The organism is Streptosporangium jomthongense, assembly GCF_042650425.1.
Lineage (GTDB): Bacteria > Actinomycetota > Actinomycetes > Streptosporangiales > Streptosporangiaceae > Streptosporangium.
Genome location: NZ_JBHSBC010000012.1, coordinates 504,742 through 522,879, shown reverse-complemented (window position 1 = coordinate 522,879; position 18,138 = coordinate 504,742). Strand labels below are relative to the sequence as shown.

Genomic DNA, 18,138 nt, shown 5'->3' with positions numbered 1-18,138 from the left:
AAGCTGATTGGAAAAAAGATGTCGAATCCGATCCGATGTGGTCCGCCTCAAACGCCGTGCTTGTCCCATGGCGGATAGTGAATCATCACCGTTTCCCGCGCCGTCCGGCGGACCCTCGCTTCCCGGCGGGACTCCTGGGCACCATCATCACCGGACAGGGGGCCGAACGTATGATCTTCAGCGAGACGTCGCCGGGGAAGACCCGCCGCAGGGGCCCGGTCTCGCTGGAGGCACAGATCAACATCGCCCCCTCGCAGTCGGTGCCCGCCAGCGCGGCGGCCACGTCTCTGCCCTCAAGCACCTCCACGTCGACCCGGACGTCGTCGTGCCCCCGGACGATCTCGTCGAGGTCGGCGGTGACCTTCTCCCTGATCCTGCCGAGCATCTCGGCCTCGACCCCGCCCCGCCGTCCCCCGCCCAGCACGAGGGTGACCAGGCGCAGCGGGACGTCCATCCGCCCGGCCAGCTCGAAGGCCTGCCGTACGGCCTCGTCGGAGGCGGGGTCGCGGCGGTAGGCCACGGTCAGCCTCCGCAGGGCCGGCGGATGGCTCTCGGCGTACCCGCGGGGCGCGAGGGCGACGGGCACGGGGGAGGTGTGCAGGAGCTGGTCGGCGGTGCTGCCGACCCGGATGCGGCCCTTACCGCCTCCGGGGGCGGGGCCGATGACCACCGCGTCGGCCTCCAGCCGCCCGGCGAGCTGGACCAGCCCCCTGCCGCTGCCCCGGTGGCCGTGGGAGACGAAGTCGACCGGCACGTCCCGCACGCCGGCCAGCAGCTCGCGGGCCTGCTCCAGGACGGTCTGCGCCTGCGCGGCCACGTAGGCGCGCCACTCGGCGTCGATCTTCCCCGGTCCCGGGGTCGGCCAGGTGGGCACGTGGACGTGGGCGACGGTCAGCCGGGCCCCGGCCCGCCGGGCCAGCAGTACGGCCAGCGTCAGCCCGTCCTGGCCCCGGCCACCGGGGACGAATCCGGCGAGGATGTGCTCGATCTTCATCGGACGCTCCTGCTGAGGCGTGAGTGGCGGTAGCCGTACAGGAAGTAGGCGAGCAGGCCGACGGTCATCCAGATCGCGAAGGCGAGCCAGGTGACCCCGGCGAGCCCCAGCATCACCACCACGCAGAAGATCACCCCGAGGACCGGTGTCAGCGGGAAGAACGGGGTCCTGAAGCTGCGCGGCAGGTCCGGCCGGGTGTAGCGCAGCACCAGCACGCCGACGTTGACGATGGCGAAGGCGAACAGGGTCCCGATGCTGGTGGCCTCGGCGAGCTGGCCGAGCGGGATGAACCCGGCCAGCAGGGAGACGAACGCGGCGACGATGATCGTGTTCGCGACCGGGACCTGGCGGCGTGGATCGATCCGTTCGAAGATCCTCGGCAGCAGGCCGTCGCGGGACATCGCGAACAGGATGCGGGTCTGGCCGTACAGCACGGTCAGCACGACGCTGGCGATGGCGATGACCGCGCCGAAGGAGATGATCAGGCCCGCCCAGGTCGAGCCGGTCGCGCGGTCGGCGATCAGGGCGAGACTGGCCTCGGTCGTGTCCGGGTCGAACCGCTGCCACGGCATGGCGCCGACGGCGGTCAGCGCGACCAGTACGTAGACGACCGTGACGATGAGCAGGGACAGCAGGATCGCCAGCGGCAGGTCGCGCTTGGGGTTCCTCGCCTCCTCACCGGCGGTCGAGGCGGCGTCGAAGCCGATGTAGGAGAAGAAGACCTGCGAGGCGGCGGCGGTGATCCCGGCGACGCCCAGCGGGGCGAAGGGGGTCAGGTTGCCGCTCTCGAAGGCGGTGAAGGCCACGACGCAGAAGAACGCCAGCACCGCGATCTTGATCAGCACGAAGACCGCGTTCGCGGCCGCGCTCTCCGAGGCGCCGCGCAGCAGCAGCCAGGTGGCCAGCAGGACGATCAGGACCGCGGTGACGTTGACCACCCCTCCCTGGTCGCCGGGGGAGTGGGTGACGGCGGCGGGCAGCTGCCAGCCGAACAGGTCACGGAGGAAGTGGTTGAGGTACTCGCCCCAGCCGACCGCGACCGCCGCGACGGAGACGGCGTACTCCAGCATCAGGCACCAGCCGCACACCCAGGCGACCAGCTCGCCCAGCGTCGCGTAGGCGTAGGAGTAGGAGGAGCCGGAGACCGGGATGGTCCCGGCCAGCTCGGCGTAGGACAGCGCGGAGAACAGGGCCGTGACGGCGGCCAGGGCGAAGGAGACGACCACGGCGGGGCCCGCCTTCGGCACGGCCTGGCCGAGGATGACGAAGATGCCGGTGCCGAGTGTGGCGCCGACGCTGAAGAGGGTGAGCTGCCACAGGGTCATGGTCCGGCGCAGCTCGCCGCCCTCGCCGTGACCGCCCTCGGCGACGATCTGCTCGGTGGGTTTGGTGCGCAGCAGCCGCCGTACCACGGAGTCCACGTGACGCCCTCCTCGAAGAGACAGGTCAAAGGGTGCTGGCCAGCGGCCAGGTGGCGTTGGGGGTGACGATGGTGCCCGCCTCGCCCTCAAGGATCAGCTCCGCCTCGTCCAGCCTGCCGATCGCGGCCATGTCGCCGGTGGTCTCGACGAACCGGCAGGCGGCCTCGACCTTGGGGCCCATGGAGCCCGCAGGGAACCGTTCTGCGCGCAGCTGGTGGGGAGTGGTGTGGGTGATCTCCTCCTGCCGCGGGGTGCCGAAGTGCCTGGCGACCCGCGGCACGTCGGTGAGGATCATCAGGACGTCGGCTTCGAGGGCCTCGGCCAGCACGGAGGCGGTCAGGTCCTTGTCGATGACCGCCTCGACCCCCTGGAGCTGTCCCCGGTCGTTGCGGATCACCGGTATCCCGCCACCGCCCGCGCAGATCACCACGACGCCGTCGCGGACCAGGCGGCGCAGCAGCCGGGTCTCCACGACCCGCTGCGGGACGGGGGAGGGCACGACCCTGCGCCAGTGCCGTCCGTCCGGCTTGACGGTCCAGCCGTACTCCTCGGCCAGTCTCTCCGCCTCCGCCCGCTCGTAGACCTGGCCGACGAACTTCGTCGGGTCGTCGAAGGCGGGGTCGACCGCCGAGACGAGCGTCTGGTTGACCGTGGCGGCCACCTGCCGCCCCGGCAGCGCGTTCTGCAGGGCCTGCAGCATCCAGTATCCGATCATGCCCTGGGTCTCGGCGCCGATGGTGTCCAGGGGGTACGGCCTGGCCAGGTTGGGGTCGTTGGCGCTCTCCAGCGCCAGCACGCCGACCTGGGGGCCGTTCCCGTGCGTGATGATCAGCTCGTGCCGTTCCGCGAGCCGGGCCAGCGAGGCGGCGGCGACCCGGACGTTCTCCCGCTGGGGCAGCGCGTCGGGGCTCTGCCCCCTGCGCAGCAGCGCGTTGCCCCCCAGGGCGGCCAGGACGCGCATCCTCAGTCTCCCAGGGTGGCGACCATGACGGCCTTGATCGTGTGCAGCCGGTTCTCCGCCTGGTCGAAGACGATCGACAGCGGGGACTCGAAGACCTCGTCGGTGACCTCGAGGGCGTCGTGGCCGGTCTTCTCGAACAACTCCTCGCCGACCTTCGTCTCCCGGTCGTGGAAGGCGGGCAGGCAGTGCATGAACCTCACCCTGGGGTTGCCGGTCGCCTCGACGACCGAGGCGTTCACCTGGTACGGCATGAGCAGCTTGACGCGCTGGTCCCACACCTCGTCCGGCTCGCCCATGGACACCCACACGTCGGTGTAGAGGAAGTCCACGCCCCTGACACCCTCGGCGACCTCGTCGGTGACGGTGATCCTGGCGCCGGTCGCCTCGGCGAGGTCCCTGGCGGGCCCGGCGACCCCCGTCTCCTCCGGCCACAGCTGCCTGGGGGCCACGATCCGCACGTCCATCCCCATCAGCGCGCCGGTGACCAGCAGCGAGTGGCCCATGTTGTTGCGGGCGTCGCCCAGGTAGGCGTAGGAGATCTCGCGCAGGGGCTTGTCGCTGTGCTCCCGCATGGTGAGCAGGTCGGCGAGCATCTGGGTGGGGTGCCACTCGTCGGTGAGGCCGTTCCAGACGGGGACGCCCGAGTAGGCGGCCAGTTCCTCGGCGTAGGCCTGCCTGCTGCCGCGGTACTCGATGCCGTCGAACATCCGGCCGAGCACCCGCGCGGTGTCCCGCACCGACTCCTTGTGGCCCATCTGGGAACCGGAGGGGTCGAGGTAGGTGACGTGCGCGCCCTGGTCGTGCGCGCCGACCTCGAAGGCGCACCGGGTGCGGGTCGAGGTCTTCTCGAAGATCAGGGCGATGTTCCTGCCCCTCAGGCGCGGCCTCTCGGTGCCCGCGTACTTGGCCGCCTTGAGGTCGGCCGCGAGGGTGAGGAGGAACCCGAACTCCTCGGGGGTGAAGTCGAGCTCCTTGAGGAAGCTGCGGTTGCGCAGGTTGAATGCCATGTGCCTGTCCCTGGTGAGAGGTCAGATGCCGTCGCGTTCGAGGGGGCAGCTCATGCACCGGGGACCGCCGCGGCCCCTGCCGAGCTCACTGCCCCTGATGGTGGTCACCTCGACGCCGTTGGCGCGCAGGTAGTTGTTGGTGGTGGTGTTGCGCTCGTAGGCGATGACCACGCCGGGACTGATCGCCAGCACGTTGCAGCCGTCGTCCCACTGCTCCCGCTCGGCCGCGTAGACGTCCTGCGTCGGGGTGAGGATCCTGATCTCGTCCAGGTCCATGGCGCGGGCGATGGCCCGGTGCATGTCCTCGGGCGCGTGATCGGTGATCTTGAGTTCCTTCTCCGTGTCGCCGGGTTCGACGGTGTAGGAGGGCAGCATCCCGAGCCCGGCGAACTTGACGAACACCCCGACGTCCACGCTGGTCATCACGGTGTCCAGGTGCATGAACGCCCGTGCCTTCGGCATGTTCAGGGCCACGATCCGTTTCGCGCCGCCCTTGGCGAACAGGCTGCGCGCGAGCATCTCGACCGCCTGCGGCTGCGTGCGCTCGCTCATCCCGACCAGTACGGCCCCGCGGCCCAGCACCAGCACGTCGCCGCCCTCGATGGTCGCGGGCGCGGCGGCCATGCCCGGCATCCACAGGTTGAAGCCGCCCTCCTGCGGCCTGTCGAAGCCCGGGGCGAACATCGGGTGGAAACGGTAGATCGCCTCGTAGTTCACGGTCTCGCGCTGGCGGGCCTTCTTGCGCATCGCGTTGACGGAGACGCCGTCGTAGATCCAGCAGGAGGTGTCGCGGGTGAACAGGTGGTTGGGCAGCGGGGGCAGGACGAAGTCGTCGGGGCCGAGGGTGTGGAAGGCCAGGCTCTTGGGGTCGGTGCCCCGTTCGACGAGTTCCTGCTTGGTGATCCCGCCGGTGAGGTAGAGCTGCAGGTCGTCGGAGTGCATGGCGTCCAGCGCGTTGCGCAGGGCGTCCACGGCCATGGGGCCGAAGAAACGCTCCTCGATGACGTGGTCGAGGATGTACTTGCGGGCCTCGGGGATGTCGATCGTCTCGCGCAGCAGGTCGCCGAGGAGGTGGACGGCGACCCCGTGCTCGCGCAGCACCCGCTGGAACTCCTCGTGTTCCTCGACCGCGCGCTGCACCCACAGCACGTCGTCGAAGAGGAAGTCGTCCTTGTTCGACGGGGTGAGCCGCTTCAGGGACAGCTCGGGCCTGTGGAGCAGGACCCGGTGGAGCCGCCCGACTTCGGAGTCGACGTGAAAGGTCATCTCTCTTCCTCCGTGCTGGCCTCGTGATGGCCGGTCGGTCAACGGTCGTGCCCGGCCGCCGGTACGGCGGCCTCACCTCCCGGGCCGTACTCGCCGCGTCTGGCCTTGGTCCAGATGTAGACGGGGATGCCCACCAGGAGCATCAGGAATCCGACGAAGATGGCCTGGGTGCCGGCGCCGTACGTCATCCAGAAGGCGAACAGGACGGCGAGGGCGGTCACGGCCAGGTCGCGGCCGAGCCTGGCCCCCTTGACCTCGCGGGCCCCGGTGACCAGCCAGAACAGCTGGGCGCAGGCGGAGAAGAAGTAGGGGATGACGGTGGTGAAGGTGGCGATGAGCAGGATCCTGTCGAAGCCGCCCTCCGAGCCGAGATAGTTGTAGAACACGACCAGCGAGGTCAGCGCGGTCCCGGCGACGATGCCGACCCAGGGCGCGCCGCGGCGCGACCGCCGGGCGAAGACGGAGGGGAACAGGCCGTCCCTGGCGGCGGCCATCGGCATCTCCGCCACGAGCATGGTCCAGCCGTTGATGGCGCCGATGCCGGAGACGATCGCGCAGGCGGCCATGACGCCGCCGCCGACGCTCCCGCCGAACATGGCGTTGATCGCGTCGGCGAAGGGGGCGGTGGAGCCGACGAGCGCCTGGTGCGGGACGACGCCGAAGACGGCGACCGTGCTGAGCATGTACATCGCGGCGCAGATCAGCACGCCGTAGACGCTGGCCCTGCCGATGTTGCGGGCCGGGTCCCTGACCTTCTCCGCGACGATGGTGACGCTCTCCACGCCTGAGTAGATGAACAGCGCCAGCGCGCCCGCGGTGGACAGGGCCGCGATCCAGGAGCCGCCGGTCGCCACGAAGGGGCCGAAGTCGGCGCCCCGCATGAAGAACAGGCCGACCACCGCGACGAAGACCAGCGGGACGAACTTCAGCACCGTGGTGACCAGCGCGAAGACGCCGATGTTCCGCACACCGCTCAGGTTGATCAGCGCGGGGACCCACAGGGCGACGAGCGCCAGGGCGATCCGGGCGGCGGGGGAGTCCCAGCGCAGGAAGTAGCCGACGTAGTTGACCCAGACGACGGCGATGGCGGCGTTGCCGATCCAGGCGGTCAGCCAGAACGACCAGGCGTTCCAGAAGCCGGAGAACTCGCCGAAGGCGTCCTTGGCGTAGGCGTACGGCCCGCCGCCCTCCGGCAGGCGCGCGCCGAGCCTGCCGAACACCACGGCGAGCGCGACGGCGCCGATCGAGACCAGGGCCATGGCCAGGATGCTGACGGTGCCGTAGGCGGCCAGCGAGGCGGGCAGCAGGAACACGCCCGTGCCCACGATGTTGCCCACGATCAGGGCGATGGCCGCGGGCAGGCCGAGTTTGCCGTGTTCCCCGGCGATCTCCTCGGCCGCCTCGTCGCGGATCACTCCTTCTTCTGCGGCGGTGCGCCCTCGCGGACGGTCGCCGAAGGAATCTCCCATCCCACGCCCCCTGGCACGCATCCCCCGCACTGCCCGTTTCGGGTGCCGATAACCAATGGAGTCCCCAACGGGGAAAGGTGTGAAACCCGTCCTACCAGGGCGGACGGCGCGCGGAGCCGGAGGTCAGCCGCGGGTCAGCGCGTGGGTGGGGGAGGGGGCGACCTCGGCGGCCGAACCCGAGATCGGGGGAAGCAGCACGGCCATGATCGCCATGATCGCGGCCAGCAGGGCGACGGGGATCAGGACGCCGGGGAAGGCGCCGCGGCGGGCGGGCAGGGGCTCGGCGGTGACCGCGCCGGTCGCGAACGACGACAGCGTCTCGGCCAGGAGGGGGTCCTCGCTGTAGATCCGGTCGGCGATCCCGTCGAGGGCGCGCTTTTCGCGAGCGGACAAGCCCATGGTTCTCGATTCCCCGATGGCTGACGATGACCCGAAGGATTTTAATGGCACTTTGTCGGGTTTTGCCAAGCTAGGGAGGTAGATCTTCGTCCATCCAGAGATGTTGATCAATACCATGAAATATCCGGATTGTAGGCATCTGGGATGTATGTGTGGTTTGTCGTAGTTGGAGGGTCAAGGGGGTGCTTCAGGAGCATCGCCGGGCGGCTGCTAACGTGAGGACGTCAGCTTCCTTTAAGACCCGTCCCGTGAGGCGGGAAAGGTGGTGTTCGCATTGGCTGATGCCGTTTCGCATGCCCGCGGGGGCGCGCACGCGGTCCTCGAAGGACCCGACATCAATCGCGCGCTGATCCGCATCTCCCACGAGATCCTCGAACGCACCAAGGGTGCCGAGGACATCGTCCTGCTGGGGATCCCCACCAGGGGCGTTCACCTGGCCCGCCGCCTGGCCGGCTACATCAGGCAGTTCGAAGGCCGTTCCGTGCCGGTCGGGTCCCTCGACGTCACCATGTACCGCGACGACCTGCGCCTGCGGCCCGCCCGCGCGCTCGGCCGCACCGAGGTGCCCGCCGACGGCATCGACGGCAGGATCGTCGTCCTCGTCGACGACGTCCTCTACTCGGGCCGCACCGTCCGCTCCGCCCTCGACGCCCTCAACGACCTGGGCCGTCCGCAGGCCGTCCAGCTCGCCGCCCTGGTGGACCGGGGCCACAGGGAGCTGCCGATCAGGGCCGACTACGTGGGCAAGAACCTCCCGACCTCCAAGTCCGAGATCGTCAAGGTCTACCTGGAGGAGAACGACGGCCGCGACGCCGTCCTGCTGCTGAAGGAAGACGACAAGTGAAGCGGCACCTGATCTCGGCGGCCGACCTGAGCCGTGACGACGCCCTGCTGATCCTGGACACCGCCGACGAACTGGCGAAGATCTCGGAACGTTCCATCAAGAAGCTGCCGACCCTGCGGGGCCGTACGGTGGTCAACCTCTTCTTCGAGGACTCCACCCGCACCCGCATCTCCTTCGAGGCCGCGGCCAAGCGCCTGTCCGCCGACGTCATCAACTTCTCCGCCAAGGGGTCGAGCGTCTCCAAGGGGGAGTCGCTGAAGGACACCGCGCTCACCCTGGAGGCCATGGGCGCCGACGCCGTCGTCATCAGGCACGGCGCCTCGGGCGCCCCGCACCGCCTGGCGAACTGGGTGCGCGGCAGCGTCGTCAACGCCGGGGACGGCACCCACGAGCACCCGACCCAGGCCCTGCTCGACGCCTTCACCATGCGCCGCCGCCTCGGCTCGCTCGACGGCAGGAAGGTCACCATCGTCGGCGACGTCCTGCACAGCAGGGTCGCCCGCTCCAACGTGCTCCTGCTGGCCACGCTCGGCGCCGAGGTGACCCTGGTCGCCCCGCCGACCCTGCTGCCGGTGAGCGTCGGATCCTGGCCCTGTGAGGTCTCCTACGACCTCGACGCCGTGCTGCCCAAGTCCGACGTGGTGATGATGCTGCGCGTGCAGCGCGAGCGGATGAACGCCGCCTTCTTCCCCACCGAGCGGGAGTACAGCCGCCGCTACGGCCTCGACCGCGAGCGCGTCGCCCGGCTGCACGACGAGGCCATCGTGATGCACCCCGGCCCGATGAACCGGGGCATGGAGATCGCGGCGGAGGTGGCCGACTCGCCCCGCTCGACGATCGTCGAACAGGTCACCAACGGTGTGACCACCCGCATGGCCGTCCTTTACCTGCTGCTCGGCGGCGCCGACCTCGGAGGAGAGATCCAGTGAAGACCATCGTCATCAAGGGCGCCAGGATCCTCGGCGGAGAGCCCGCCGACATCCTGATCCGCGACGGAGTCTTCGCCGAGATCGGCCAGGACCTGAGCGGGGACGAGACCGTCGACGCCACCGGGCTCATCGCGCTGCCCGGCCTGGTCGACCTGCACACCCACCTGCGCGAGCCGGGCCGCGAGGACGCCGAGACCGTGGAGAGCGGCACCCGCGCCGCCGCGCTCGGCGGTTACACCGCCGTGCACGCCATGGCCAACACCGACCCGGTCGCCGACACCGCGGGCGTCGTCGAGCAGGTCTGGCGCCTCGGCCAGGAGGCGGGCCACTGCGACGTGCGCCCGGTCGGCGCCGTCACCGTCGGGCTCGACGGCGAGCGCCTGGCCGAACTCGGCGCGATGGCCGACTCGGCCGCGCGGGTGCGCGTCTTCTCCGACGACGGCAGGTGCGTCTCCGACGCGGTGCTCATGCGCCGCGCCCTGGAGTACGTCAAGGCCTTCGACGGCGTGGTCGCCCAGCACGCCCAGGAGCCGCGCCTGACCAAGGACGCGCAGATGAACGAGGGCGCGGTCTCCGGCAGACTCGGGCTGACCGGCTGGCCCGCGGTCGCCGAGGAGGCGATCATCGCCCGCGACTGCCTGCTCGCCGCGCACGTCGGCTCACGCCTGCACGTGTGCCACCTGTCCACCGCGGGCTCGGTCGAGATCGTCCGCTGGGCCAAGTCGAAGGGCTGGGACGTCACCGCCGAGGTGACCCCGCACCACCTGCTCCTGACCGACGACCTCGTCGAGGACTCCCCGGTCGGCTCCTACAACCCCATCTACAAGGTGAACCCGCCGCTGCGCACCCGCGCCGACGTCGAGGCGCTGCGCGCGGGCCTGGCCGACGGCACGATCGACTGCGTCGCCACCGACCACGCCCCGCACCCGGTGGAGGACAAGGAGACCGAGTGGGCCGCCGCGGCCATGGGCATGATCGGCCTGGAGACCGCGCTGTCCGTCGTGCAGGAGGCCATGGTCGAGACCGGGCTGCTCGACTGGGCGGGTGTGGCCGAGCGCATGTCGTCCGCCCCGGCCAGGATCGGCCGGGTGGCCGAGCACGGCGGGCCGATCGAGGTGGGGGCCCCGGCCAACGTCACCCTCTACGACCCGGCCGCGCGCGCCGAGGTCGACCCGGCCGGATACGCCTCCAAGAGCCGCAACACCCCCTACCAGGGCAGGAGCCTGCCCGGCAGGGTCGTGGCGACCTTCCTGCGCGGCAGGCCGACCGTCCTGGACGGAAAGATCGCGTGAGGCCCGGCCCGAGCGGGCCTGCCGTACGGCTGTGCCGTCCCGGCGTCGCCCCGGCGGCGTCAGGGCGCCGTCGCGACCCCGCAGCCGCAGGGTGTCGCCGCGGGTGGCGCGAGGCCGTCCCACATCATGGAGAGACACCTCTCAGGTGCGCCAGATATTTCATACTTTGCGGAGCAATGACCGAGATGATCGGGGTGTTCGAGTGACCGCAGTGCTAGTGCTGGAAGACGGCCGCGTCTTCCACGGGACCCCCTACGGGGCCCAAGGTGAGACCTTCGGCGAGATGGTCTTCAACACCGGGATGACCGGCTACCAGGAGACGCTCACCGACCCCTCCTACCACCGCCAGATCGTCGCGATGACCGCGCCGCACATCGGCAACACGGGGGTCAACGACGAGGACCCCGAGTCCTCGCGCGTCTGGGTCTCCGGCTACGTGGTCCGCGAACCCGCCCGCATCCCCTCCAACTGGCGTTCGAGGCGCTCCCTCGACGACTACCTGAGGGACCAGGGCGTCGTCGGCATCGCCATCCCCGGCACCCGCGCCCTCACCCGCCACCTGCGCGAACGCGGCGCCATGCGCGCGGGCGTCTTCTCCGGCGAGGCCCTCGCGCCGGTGGAGGAGCTCCTCGCCCGGGTCAGGAACAGCCCCGCCATGGAGGGCGCCGACCTCGCCGAGGCCGTCTCGACCGCCCAGCCGTACGTGGTGCCGGCGGTCGGGGCAAAGCGCTTCACGGTCGCCGCCGTCGACCTCGGCATCAAGGCGATGACCCCGCACCGGATGGCCGAGCGCGGCTGCGAGGTGCACGTCCTGCCCGCCTCCAGCACCGCAGAGGACATCCTCGCCCTCGACCCCGACGGGGTGTTCTTCTCCAACGGCCCCGGCGACCCGGCCACCGCCGACCACCAGGTCGAGGCGCTGCGCGGCGTCCTGGAGGCGGGCAAGCCGTTCTTCGGCATCTGCTTCGGCAACCAGATCTTCGGCCGCGCCCTCGGGCTCGGCACCTACAAGCTGCGCTACGGCCACCGCGGGGTCAACCAGCCCGTCCAGGACCGCCGCACCGGCAAGGTGGAGATCTCCGCGCACAACCACGGCTTCGCCGTACGGGCCCCGCTCGACGGCTCCTTCGACACGCCGTACGGCCCGGCGGAGGTCAGCCACGTCAACCTCAACGACGACTGCGTCGAAGGACTGCGGCTGATCGACAGGCCGGCCTTCAGCGTCCAGTACCACCCGGAGGCCGCGGCGGGCCCGCACGACTCCGCCGGGCTGTTCGACCGCTTCTGCGCCCTGATGGAAGCGACGCAGGAAGAGACAGGGAACACGACGAGGGGGAACAAGGGTGCCTAAGCGTACGGACATCCAGTCGGTCATGGTGATCGGCTCGGGGCCGATCGTGATCGGGCAGGCCTGCGAGTTCGACTACTCGGGCACCCAGGCCTGCCGCGTGCTGCGCGCCGAGGGCTTCCGCGTGATCCTCGTCAACAGCAACCCGGCCACGATCATGACGGACCCCGAGTTCGCCGACGCGACCTACGTCGAGCCGATCACCCCGGAGATCGTCGAGAAGATCATCGCCAAGGAGCGCCCCGACGCGCTGCTGCCCACCCTGGGCGGTCAGACCGCGCTCAACACCGCGATCGCCCTGCACGAGGCCGGTGTCCTGGCCAAGTACGAGGTCGAGCTGATCGGCGCGGACGTGGACGCCATCCAGGCGGGCGAGAACCGCGAGATGTTCAAGGACATCGTGACCAAGGTCGCCGCCGAGCACGGTCTCAACGCCGAGTCGGCCCGCTCGTTCGTCTGCCACACCATGGACGAGTGCCTGGCCGCCGCGGGCGAGCTCGGCTACCCGCTGGTCGTGCGGCCCTCCTTCACCATGGGCGGCGTCGGCTCCGGCTTCGCCCACGACGAGGAGGGCCTGCGCAGGATCGCCGGCGCCGGCCTGGACGCCTCCCCGACGACCGAGGTGCTCCTTGAGGAGTCCATCCTCGGCTGGAAGGAGTACGAGCTGGAGGTCATGCGCGACAAGGCGGACAACGTCGTCATCGTCTGCTCCATCGAGAACCTCGACCCGATGGGCGTGCACACCGGCGACAGCGTCACCGTGGCCCCCGCGCTGACCCTCACCGACCGCGAGTACCAGAACATGCGCGACGTCGCCATCGCGGTCATCCGCGAGGTCGGCGTCGACACCGGCGGCTGCAACATCCAGTTCGCGGTGAACCCGGCCACCGGGCGCATGATCGTCATCGAGATGAACCCCCGCGTCTCCCGCTCCAGCGCCCTGGCCTCCAAGGCCACCGGCTTCCCGATCGCCAAGATCGCCGCCAAGCTGGCCGTCGGCTACACCCTGGACGAGATCCCCAACGACATCACCAGGGAGACCCCGGCCTCCTTCGAGCCCTCGCTCGACTACATCGTGGTCAAGGTGCCGCGCTTCGCCTTCGAGAAGTTCGCCGGGGCCGACCAGACCCTGACGACCCACATGAAGTCGGTCGGCGAGGCCATGGCCATCGGCAGGTCCTTCCCCGAGGCCCTGCAGAAGGCCCTGCGGTCCCTGGAGAAGAAGGAGTCGACCTTCACCTGGGCCGGGGAGCCCGGCGACAAGGACGCGCTGCTGACCGCCTGCCGCACGCCGCACGACGGCAGGCTGCGGACCATGCAGCAGGCCATCCGCGCGGGCGCCACGGCCGAGGAGCTGTTCGAGGCGACCGCGGTCGACCCGTGGTTCCTCGACCAGCTCTACGCGATCGACGAGATCGCCGCCGAGGTGCGCCAGGCGGAGGACCTCACCGCCGAGATCCTCGTCAGGGCCAAGCGGTACGGCTTCAGCGACACGCAGATCGCCGAGCTGCGCGGCGCCGACGAGCCCGGGATCCGCGCCCTGCGGCACGCGCTGGGCGTACGGCCCGTCTACAACACCGTGGACACCTGCGCGGCCGAGTTCGCCGCCCAGACCCCCTACCTCTACTCCACCTACGACGAGGAGACCGAGGTCCCGCAGGGCGAGCGCCCCAAGGTCCTCATCCTCGGCTCCGGGCCCAACCGCATCGGCCAGGGCATCGAGTTCGACTACGCCTGCGTGCACGCCTCCTTCGAGCTTTCGGCCGCCGGGTACGAGACCGTCATGGTCAACTGCAACCCGGAGACCGTCTCGACCGACTACGACACCTCCGACCGGCTCTACTTCGAGCCGCTCACCCTGGAGGACGTCCTGGAGGTCGTCCACGCCGAGCAGCAGAGCGGCCCCGTCGCGGGCGTCATCGTCCAGCTCGGCGGCCAGACCCCGCTCGGCCTGGCCCAGGCGCTCAAGGACGCCGGGGTGCCGATCGTCGGCACCTCGCCCGAGTCGATCCACCTCGCCGAGGAGCGCGGCGCGTTCGGCCGGGTCCTGGCCGAGGCCGGGCTGCCCGCGCCCAAGCACGGCACCGCCGTCACGGTCGAGGAGGCGCTGGAGATCGCCGAGGAGATCGGCTACCCGGTGCTGGTCCGGCCCTCCTACGTCCTCGGCGGCGCGGGCATGGCCATCGTCTACGACGACAGCACGCTGTCCACCTACATGGCCAGGGCGGGCGCGGCCAGCGACCACCCGGTCCTGGTGGACAAGTTCCTCGACGAGGCCGTCGAGATCGACGTGGACGCCCTGTTCGACGGCGAGGAGCTCTACCTCGGCGGCGTGATGGAGCACATCGAGGAGGCCGGCATCCACTCCGGCGACTCGGCCTGCTCGCTGCCCCCCATGACGCTCGGCAGTCACGACATCAAGCGCATCCGCGCCGCGACCGAGGCGATCGCCAGGGGCGTGGGCGTGCGGGGCCTGCTGAACGTGCAGTACGCCCTGTCGGCCAACATCCTGTACGTCCTGGAGGCCAACCCCAGGGCCAGCCGTACGGTGCCGTTCGTCTCCAAGGCGACCGCGGTCCCGCTGGCCAAGGCGGCGGCCAGGGTGATGATGGGCGCCACCGTGGCCGAGCTGCGCGCCGAGGGCATGCTCCCGGCGGAGGGCGACGGCGGCACCCTGCCGCTCGACGCGCCCATCGCGGTCAAGGAGGCCGTGCTGCCGTTCAACCGGTTCAGGGGCGTCGACACCGTGCTCGGCCCCGAGATGCGCTCGACCGGCGAGGTCATGGGCATCGACGAGTTCTTCGGCACCGCCTACGCCAAGTCGCAGGCCGCCGCCTACGGCTCGCTGCCCACCAAGGGAAGGGCGTTCGTCTCGGTCGCCAACCGCGACAAGCGCGCGATGGTCTTCCCGGTCAAGGCGCTGGCCGATCTCGGCTTCGAGATCCTCGCCACCGAGGGGACCGCCGAGGTGCTGCACCGCAACGGCGTCCAGGCCAAGGTCGTGCGCAAGCAGAGCGAGGGGCCGGGGCCCGACGGGGAGCCGACCATCGGCGGGCGCATCCTGGACGGTGAGGTGGACCTCATCGTGAACACGCCCTTCGGCAGCCCCGGCCAGTCCGGACCCAGGCTGGACGGCTACGAGATCCGCACCGCGGCGGTGCTGCGGGGCGTGCCCTGCATCACGACCGTCCAGGGGCTGGCGGCGGCCGTACAGGGCATCCAGGCCATCGTCCGCGGTGACGTGGGCGTGCGGTCGCTGCAGGAGCACGCGCGGCGGCTGCGGGGCTGAGCCGGCCCGGTTCGGCCCGGTGGTCCTCCCGCGGCGGACGAGGACCGGTCCCGGGCGTGGAGAATGAGGAGCCGGACGCGGACCGCGGGCGCGTCCGGCAGGCGGGACGGGTGAGCGGCGGCAGGCCGCGGGGCCCGCTCCGCGCCGGGCGAGGGACCGGACGTCACGGAGACGAGAACACCTGCGGGGTCGACGCCTAGGCGGAGGTGAGAGAGACGGCTGTTACTCCCGTGCAGGTGACGGGCACGGTGCTGACGACGCGCCGGGTCGACGCCTACCACGCGCTGACCGTGGTCGCGCCCGGCGTCGCCGAGCGGTTCAGGCCGGGCCACTTCGTCTCGGTCGCCGTCGGCGGGCCGCAGACGTCGATGCTGACGCGCCGGGTCTTCTTCGTCCACGACGTCAAACCCGACTACGGCGGCACGGTCGAGTTCGTCTTCACCGTCAGGGGGCCGGGCACGGCCTGGCTCGCCGAGCGCCGCGCCCGCGACACCCTCGACCTGGTCGGCCCGCTCGGCAGGCCGTTCCCGCTGCCCCGCGACCCCGCGACCTGCGTCCTGGTCGGCGCCGAGTACGGCTCGGCGACACTGTTCACCGTGGCCGACGCCCTCCAGCAGCGCGGCTGCCGCGTCGACTTCGTGCTCGGCGCGGCCTCGGCCGACCGGGTCTTCGGCGCGCTGCGCGCCAGGAGGATGGGAGAGACGACCACCCTGACCACGGAGGACGGTTCCCTCGGTATGCGCGGCAGAGTGGCCGACGTGCTGCCCGGTGTGATCGCCGACGTCAGGGCGGACGCGGTCTACGCGTGCGGCCCGATGGAGACGCTGCGCGGCGTCACCGCCGTCGCGGTCGAGTTCGACATCCCGGTGCAGGTGGCCGTCGAGGAACGGATGGCCTGCGGGATCGGCGTGTGCATGACGTGTGTGCTGCCGGTCATCGGAGACGACGGCGTCACCCGGATGGTGCGCTCGTGCGTCGAAGGACCGGTCTTCAGAGGCGAGCGCGTCCGCTTCGACGACGTGGGGACCATCCCGTTCGACGCGCTGGGAGCGCCGGGTGGGGGAACACGGAATGTCGGTTGACATGCGGACCTACCTGGGGCACGTGGAACTGGCCAACCCCATGACCACGGCCGCGGGGTGCGCCGCCTCGGGGGCCGAACTGGCCCAGTTCTTCGACCTGGCCAGGATCGGCGCCCTGACGACCAGATCGATCACCATGGCCCCCAGGGCGGGCAGGCCGACCCCCAGGGTCGCCGAGACCCCCTCGGGGCTGCTCAACGCCGTCGGCCTGCAGGGGCCGGGCATGGACGCCTTCCTGGAACGCGAGCTGCCCTGGCTGGCCCAGCGGGGGATAAGGACCGTGGTCTCCATCGGGGGCGGCACCGTCGCCGAGTACACCGCGCTGGCCCGCAGGCTCACCGACGCCCCCGGGGTGACCGCCGTCGAGGTCAACCTGTCCTGCCCCAACATCGAGGACCGGGGCAGGGTCTTCGCCCGTGACGGGGCCGCCTCCGCCGAGGTGGTCGCCTCCGTCCGCTCGGTCATGCGTTACGACGTGCCGGTCGTGGCCAAGCTGTCGCCGGACGTGATGGACATCGTGAGCGTGGCCAGGGCGTGCGTCGACGGCGGCGCCGACGCCCTCTCGATGATCAACAGCCCGATCGGCATGAGCATCGACACCGAGGCCATGCGGCCCTCCCTGGCCGCGGTCACCGGCGGCCTGTCGGGACCGGCCATCAGGCCGCTGGCCGTACGCTGCGTGTGGCAGGTGCACGCGGCGCTGCCCAGCGTGCCCATCATCGGCATGGGCGGCGTGCTGACCGGCAGGGACGCCTTCGAGCTCATCCTGGCGGGCGCCTGCGTCGTCGCCGTCGGCACCGCCCTGTTCCACGACCCCTACGCCTGCCTGCGTGTCCTGAGAGAGCTTGAGGAGCTCCTGGCGGCGCGCGGTTTCCACCGGCTGGCCGACGCGGTCGGGCTGGCCCATCGCCCGCCGGGCGCTTCCGCCCGGAACCGGATAGACCTGGAGGAGAGTTCCCTGTGACGCCCGCACCCATCGCCGTAGCCCTGGACGCGCCCGACCTGGAGACCGCAGCCCGCTGGGCGGGCATGGTCACCCCGCATGTCAGCACCGTGAAGGTCGGGCTCGAACTCTATCTCCGCTACGGCCCCGAGGTGATCGCCTCGGTCAGGGGCGCCAGCGGCGTCCAGATCTTCCTCGACCTCAAGCTGCACGACATCCCCAACACGGTCGCCGGCGCGGCCAGGGCCGTGGCACGGCTCAAGCCCGCCATCCTGACCGTCCACGCGGCCGGAGGCCCCGCCATGATCAGGGCGGCCGTCGAGGCGCTGCCCGACACCCGGATCGCGGCCGTGACGGTGCTCACGTCGCTGTCCGCGGCCGATCTGGAGCGCGTCGGCCTGGAGGGCTCTCCCGACGACGCCGTGCGCCGCCTGGCCTCGCTGGCCGTGGGCGCGGGTGCCCAGGCCCTCGTGTGCTCACCCCGCGAGGTCGCCGCGGTGCGGGCAGAGGTCGGCCAGGACGTCACCCTGATCACCCCCGGCGTCCGCCCCGCCGGTTCTGAGACTCAGGACCAGGCAAGAGTAGCGACTCCGGAGAGGGCTTTGGCCGACGGGGCCGATCTTCTGGTGATCGGCCGCCCGATCACCGGCGCCGCCGACCCCGGCGCGGCCGCCGCGGGAATCGCCGCCGCGCTGCGCAGAGCCCTCTCCTCGGCCGGTGGGAACGCCTGATCCGGGATGTGATCCACGCCCCCGTAAAACACGGAGTTGAGGGTTGTTTCATCGACACTCGGCGACTTTCACGCTACACAAAGTGACGAAGTAGATTTTCTAAGGGAAGAAACTGGTCTTGACGTTGCTTGAAGCGCGATGACCAGCTAGTTTCCCTTCCCGT

General features: G+C 70.8%; 15 protein-coding genes. 8 read left to right on the top strand and 7 right to left on the bottom strand.

What is annotated here, in order from left to right; translation table 11 throughout:
• Nucleotides 1-85: 85 nt before the first annotated feature.
• The 7 genes from ACFOYY_RS14050 to ACFOYY_RS14020 all read right to left on the bottom strand — a co-directional run bounded on the left by ACFOYY_RS14050 (nt 86) and on the right by ACFOYY_RS14020 (nt 7,511).
• Nucleotides 86-994: a universal stress protein gene (locus tag ACFOYY_RS14050; RefSeq protein ID WP_352008938.1), complete on the bottom strand. Its 909-nt coding sequence runs from the start codon at nt 992-994 to the stop codon at nt 86-88.
• A complete protein-coding gene (locus ACFOYY_RS14045) occupies nt 991-2,415 on the bottom strand; it encodes an amino acid permease (protein WP_352008939.1) in 1,425 nt (474 codons plus the stop codon). Before ACFOYY_RS14045 ends, ACFOYY_RS14050 begins: the two co-directional genes overlap by 4 nt.
• 25 nt (nt 2,416-2,440) lie before the next feature.
• Nucleotides 2,441-3,376 carry a carbamate kinase gene (gene arcC, locus ACFOYY_RS14040; RefSeq protein ID WP_386189989.1) on the bottom strand — a complete coding sequence of 312 codons (936 nt, stop codon included), beginning with the start codon at nt 3,374-3,376 and terminating at the stop codon, nt 2,441-2,443.
• A 2-nt stretch (nt 3,377-3,378) separates the two neighbouring features.
• Nucleotides 3,379-4,383, bottom strand: a complete 1,005-nt coding sequence (argF, locus tag ACFOYY_RS14035) for an ornithine carbamoyltransferase (protein ID WP_352008941.1) — start codon at nt 4,381-4,383, stop codon at nt 3,379-3,381.
• A gap of 21 nt (nt 4,384-4,404) precedes the next feature.
• Nucleotides 4,405-5,649 carry an arginine deiminase gene (locus tag ACFOYY_RS14030; protein WP_352008942.1) on the bottom strand — a complete coding sequence of 415 codons (1,245 nt, stop codon included), beginning with the start codon at nt 5,647-5,649 and terminating at the stop codon, nt 4,405-4,407.
• Nucleotides 5,650-5,687: 38 nt separating this feature from the next.
• Nucleotides 5,688-7,118 carry an amino acid permease gene (locus tag ACFOYY_RS14025; RefSeq protein WP_362778624.1) on the bottom strand — a complete coding sequence of 477 codons (1,431 nt, stop codon included), beginning with the start codon at nt 7,116-7,118 and terminating at the stop codon, nt 5,688-5,690.
• Between the two features lie 123 nt (nt 7,119-7,241).
• Nucleotides 7,242-7,511, bottom strand: coding sequence for a DUF3040 domain-containing protein (locus ACFOYY_RS14020; protein ID WP_352008944.1), 270 nt, complete (start codon nt 7,509-7,511; stop codon nt 7,242-7,244).
• 280 nt (nt 7,512-7,791) lie between these two features.
• Between ACFOYY_RS14020 and pyrR the strand changes: the two genes are divergently transcribed.
• From pyrR to pyrF, 8 genes are all read left to right on the top strand, one after another.
• Nucleotides 7,792-8,361: a bifunctional pyr operon transcriptional regulator/uracil phosphoribosyltransferase PyrR gene (gene pyrR, locus ACFOYY_RS14015; protein ID WP_352008945.1), complete on the top strand. Its 570-nt coding sequence runs from the start codon at nt 7,792-7,794 to the stop codon at nt 8,359-8,361.
• The gene (locus tag ACFOYY_RS14010; RefSeq protein WP_362910403.1) at nt 8,358-9,290 is read left to right on the top strand and encodes an aspartate carbamoyltransferase catalytic subunit; all 933 of its coding nucleotides are present in this window, start codon (nt 8,358-8,360) and stop codon (nt 9,288-9,290) included. The genes pyrR and ACFOYY_RS14010 overlap by 4 nt, the downstream gene beginning before the upstream one ends.
• Entirely contained in the window at nt 9,287-10,582 is a 1,296-nt protein-coding gene (locus ACFOYY_RS14005; protein WP_352008947.1) for a dihydroorotase, read from the top strand. Before ACFOYY_RS14010 ends, ACFOYY_RS14005 begins: the two co-directional genes overlap by 4 nt.
• Nucleotides 10,583-10,784: 202 nt before the next feature.
• On the top strand, nt 10,785-11,933 hold the full coding sequence (gene carA / locus ACFOYY_RS14000; RefSeq protein WP_352008948.1) for a glutamine-hydrolyzing carbamoyl-phosphate synthase small subunit: 1,149 nt from the start codon (nt 10,785-10,787) through the stop codon (nt 11,931-11,933).
• The gene (carB, locus tag ACFOYY_RS13995; RefSeq protein WP_352008949.1) at nt 11,926-15,219 is read left to right on the top strand and encodes a carbamoyl-phosphate synthase large subunit; all 3,294 of its coding nucleotides are present in this window, start codon (nt 11,926-11,928) and stop codon (nt 15,217-15,219) included. The genes carA and carB overlap by 8 nt, the downstream gene beginning before the upstream one ends.
• Before the next feature lie 230 nt (nt 15,220-15,449).
• Nucleotides 15,450-16,301 (top strand): dihydroorotate dehydrogenase electron transfer subunit, encoded by an 852-nt coding sequence (locus ACFOYY_RS13990; protein ID WP_352006960.1) that lies wholly within the window; start codon nt 15,450-15,452, stop codon nt 16,299-16,301.
• Nucleotides 16,291-17,265, top strand: coding sequence for a dihydroorotate dehydrogenase (locus tag ACFOYY_RS13985; RefSeq protein WP_352008950.1), 975 nt, complete (start codon nt 16,291-16,293; stop codon nt 17,263-17,265). The genes ACFOYY_RS13990 and ACFOYY_RS13985 overlap by 11 nt, the downstream gene beginning before the upstream one ends.
• Nucleotides 17,262-17,975, top strand: a complete 714-nt coding sequence (pyrF, locus tag ACFOYY_RS13980) for an orotidine-5'-phosphate decarboxylase (RefSeq protein ID WP_352008951.1) — start codon at nt 17,262-17,264, stop codon at nt 17,973-17,975. The genes ACFOYY_RS13985 and pyrF overlap by 4 nt, the downstream gene beginning before the upstream one ends.
• Nucleotides 17,976-18,138 lie beyond the last annotated feature (163 nt).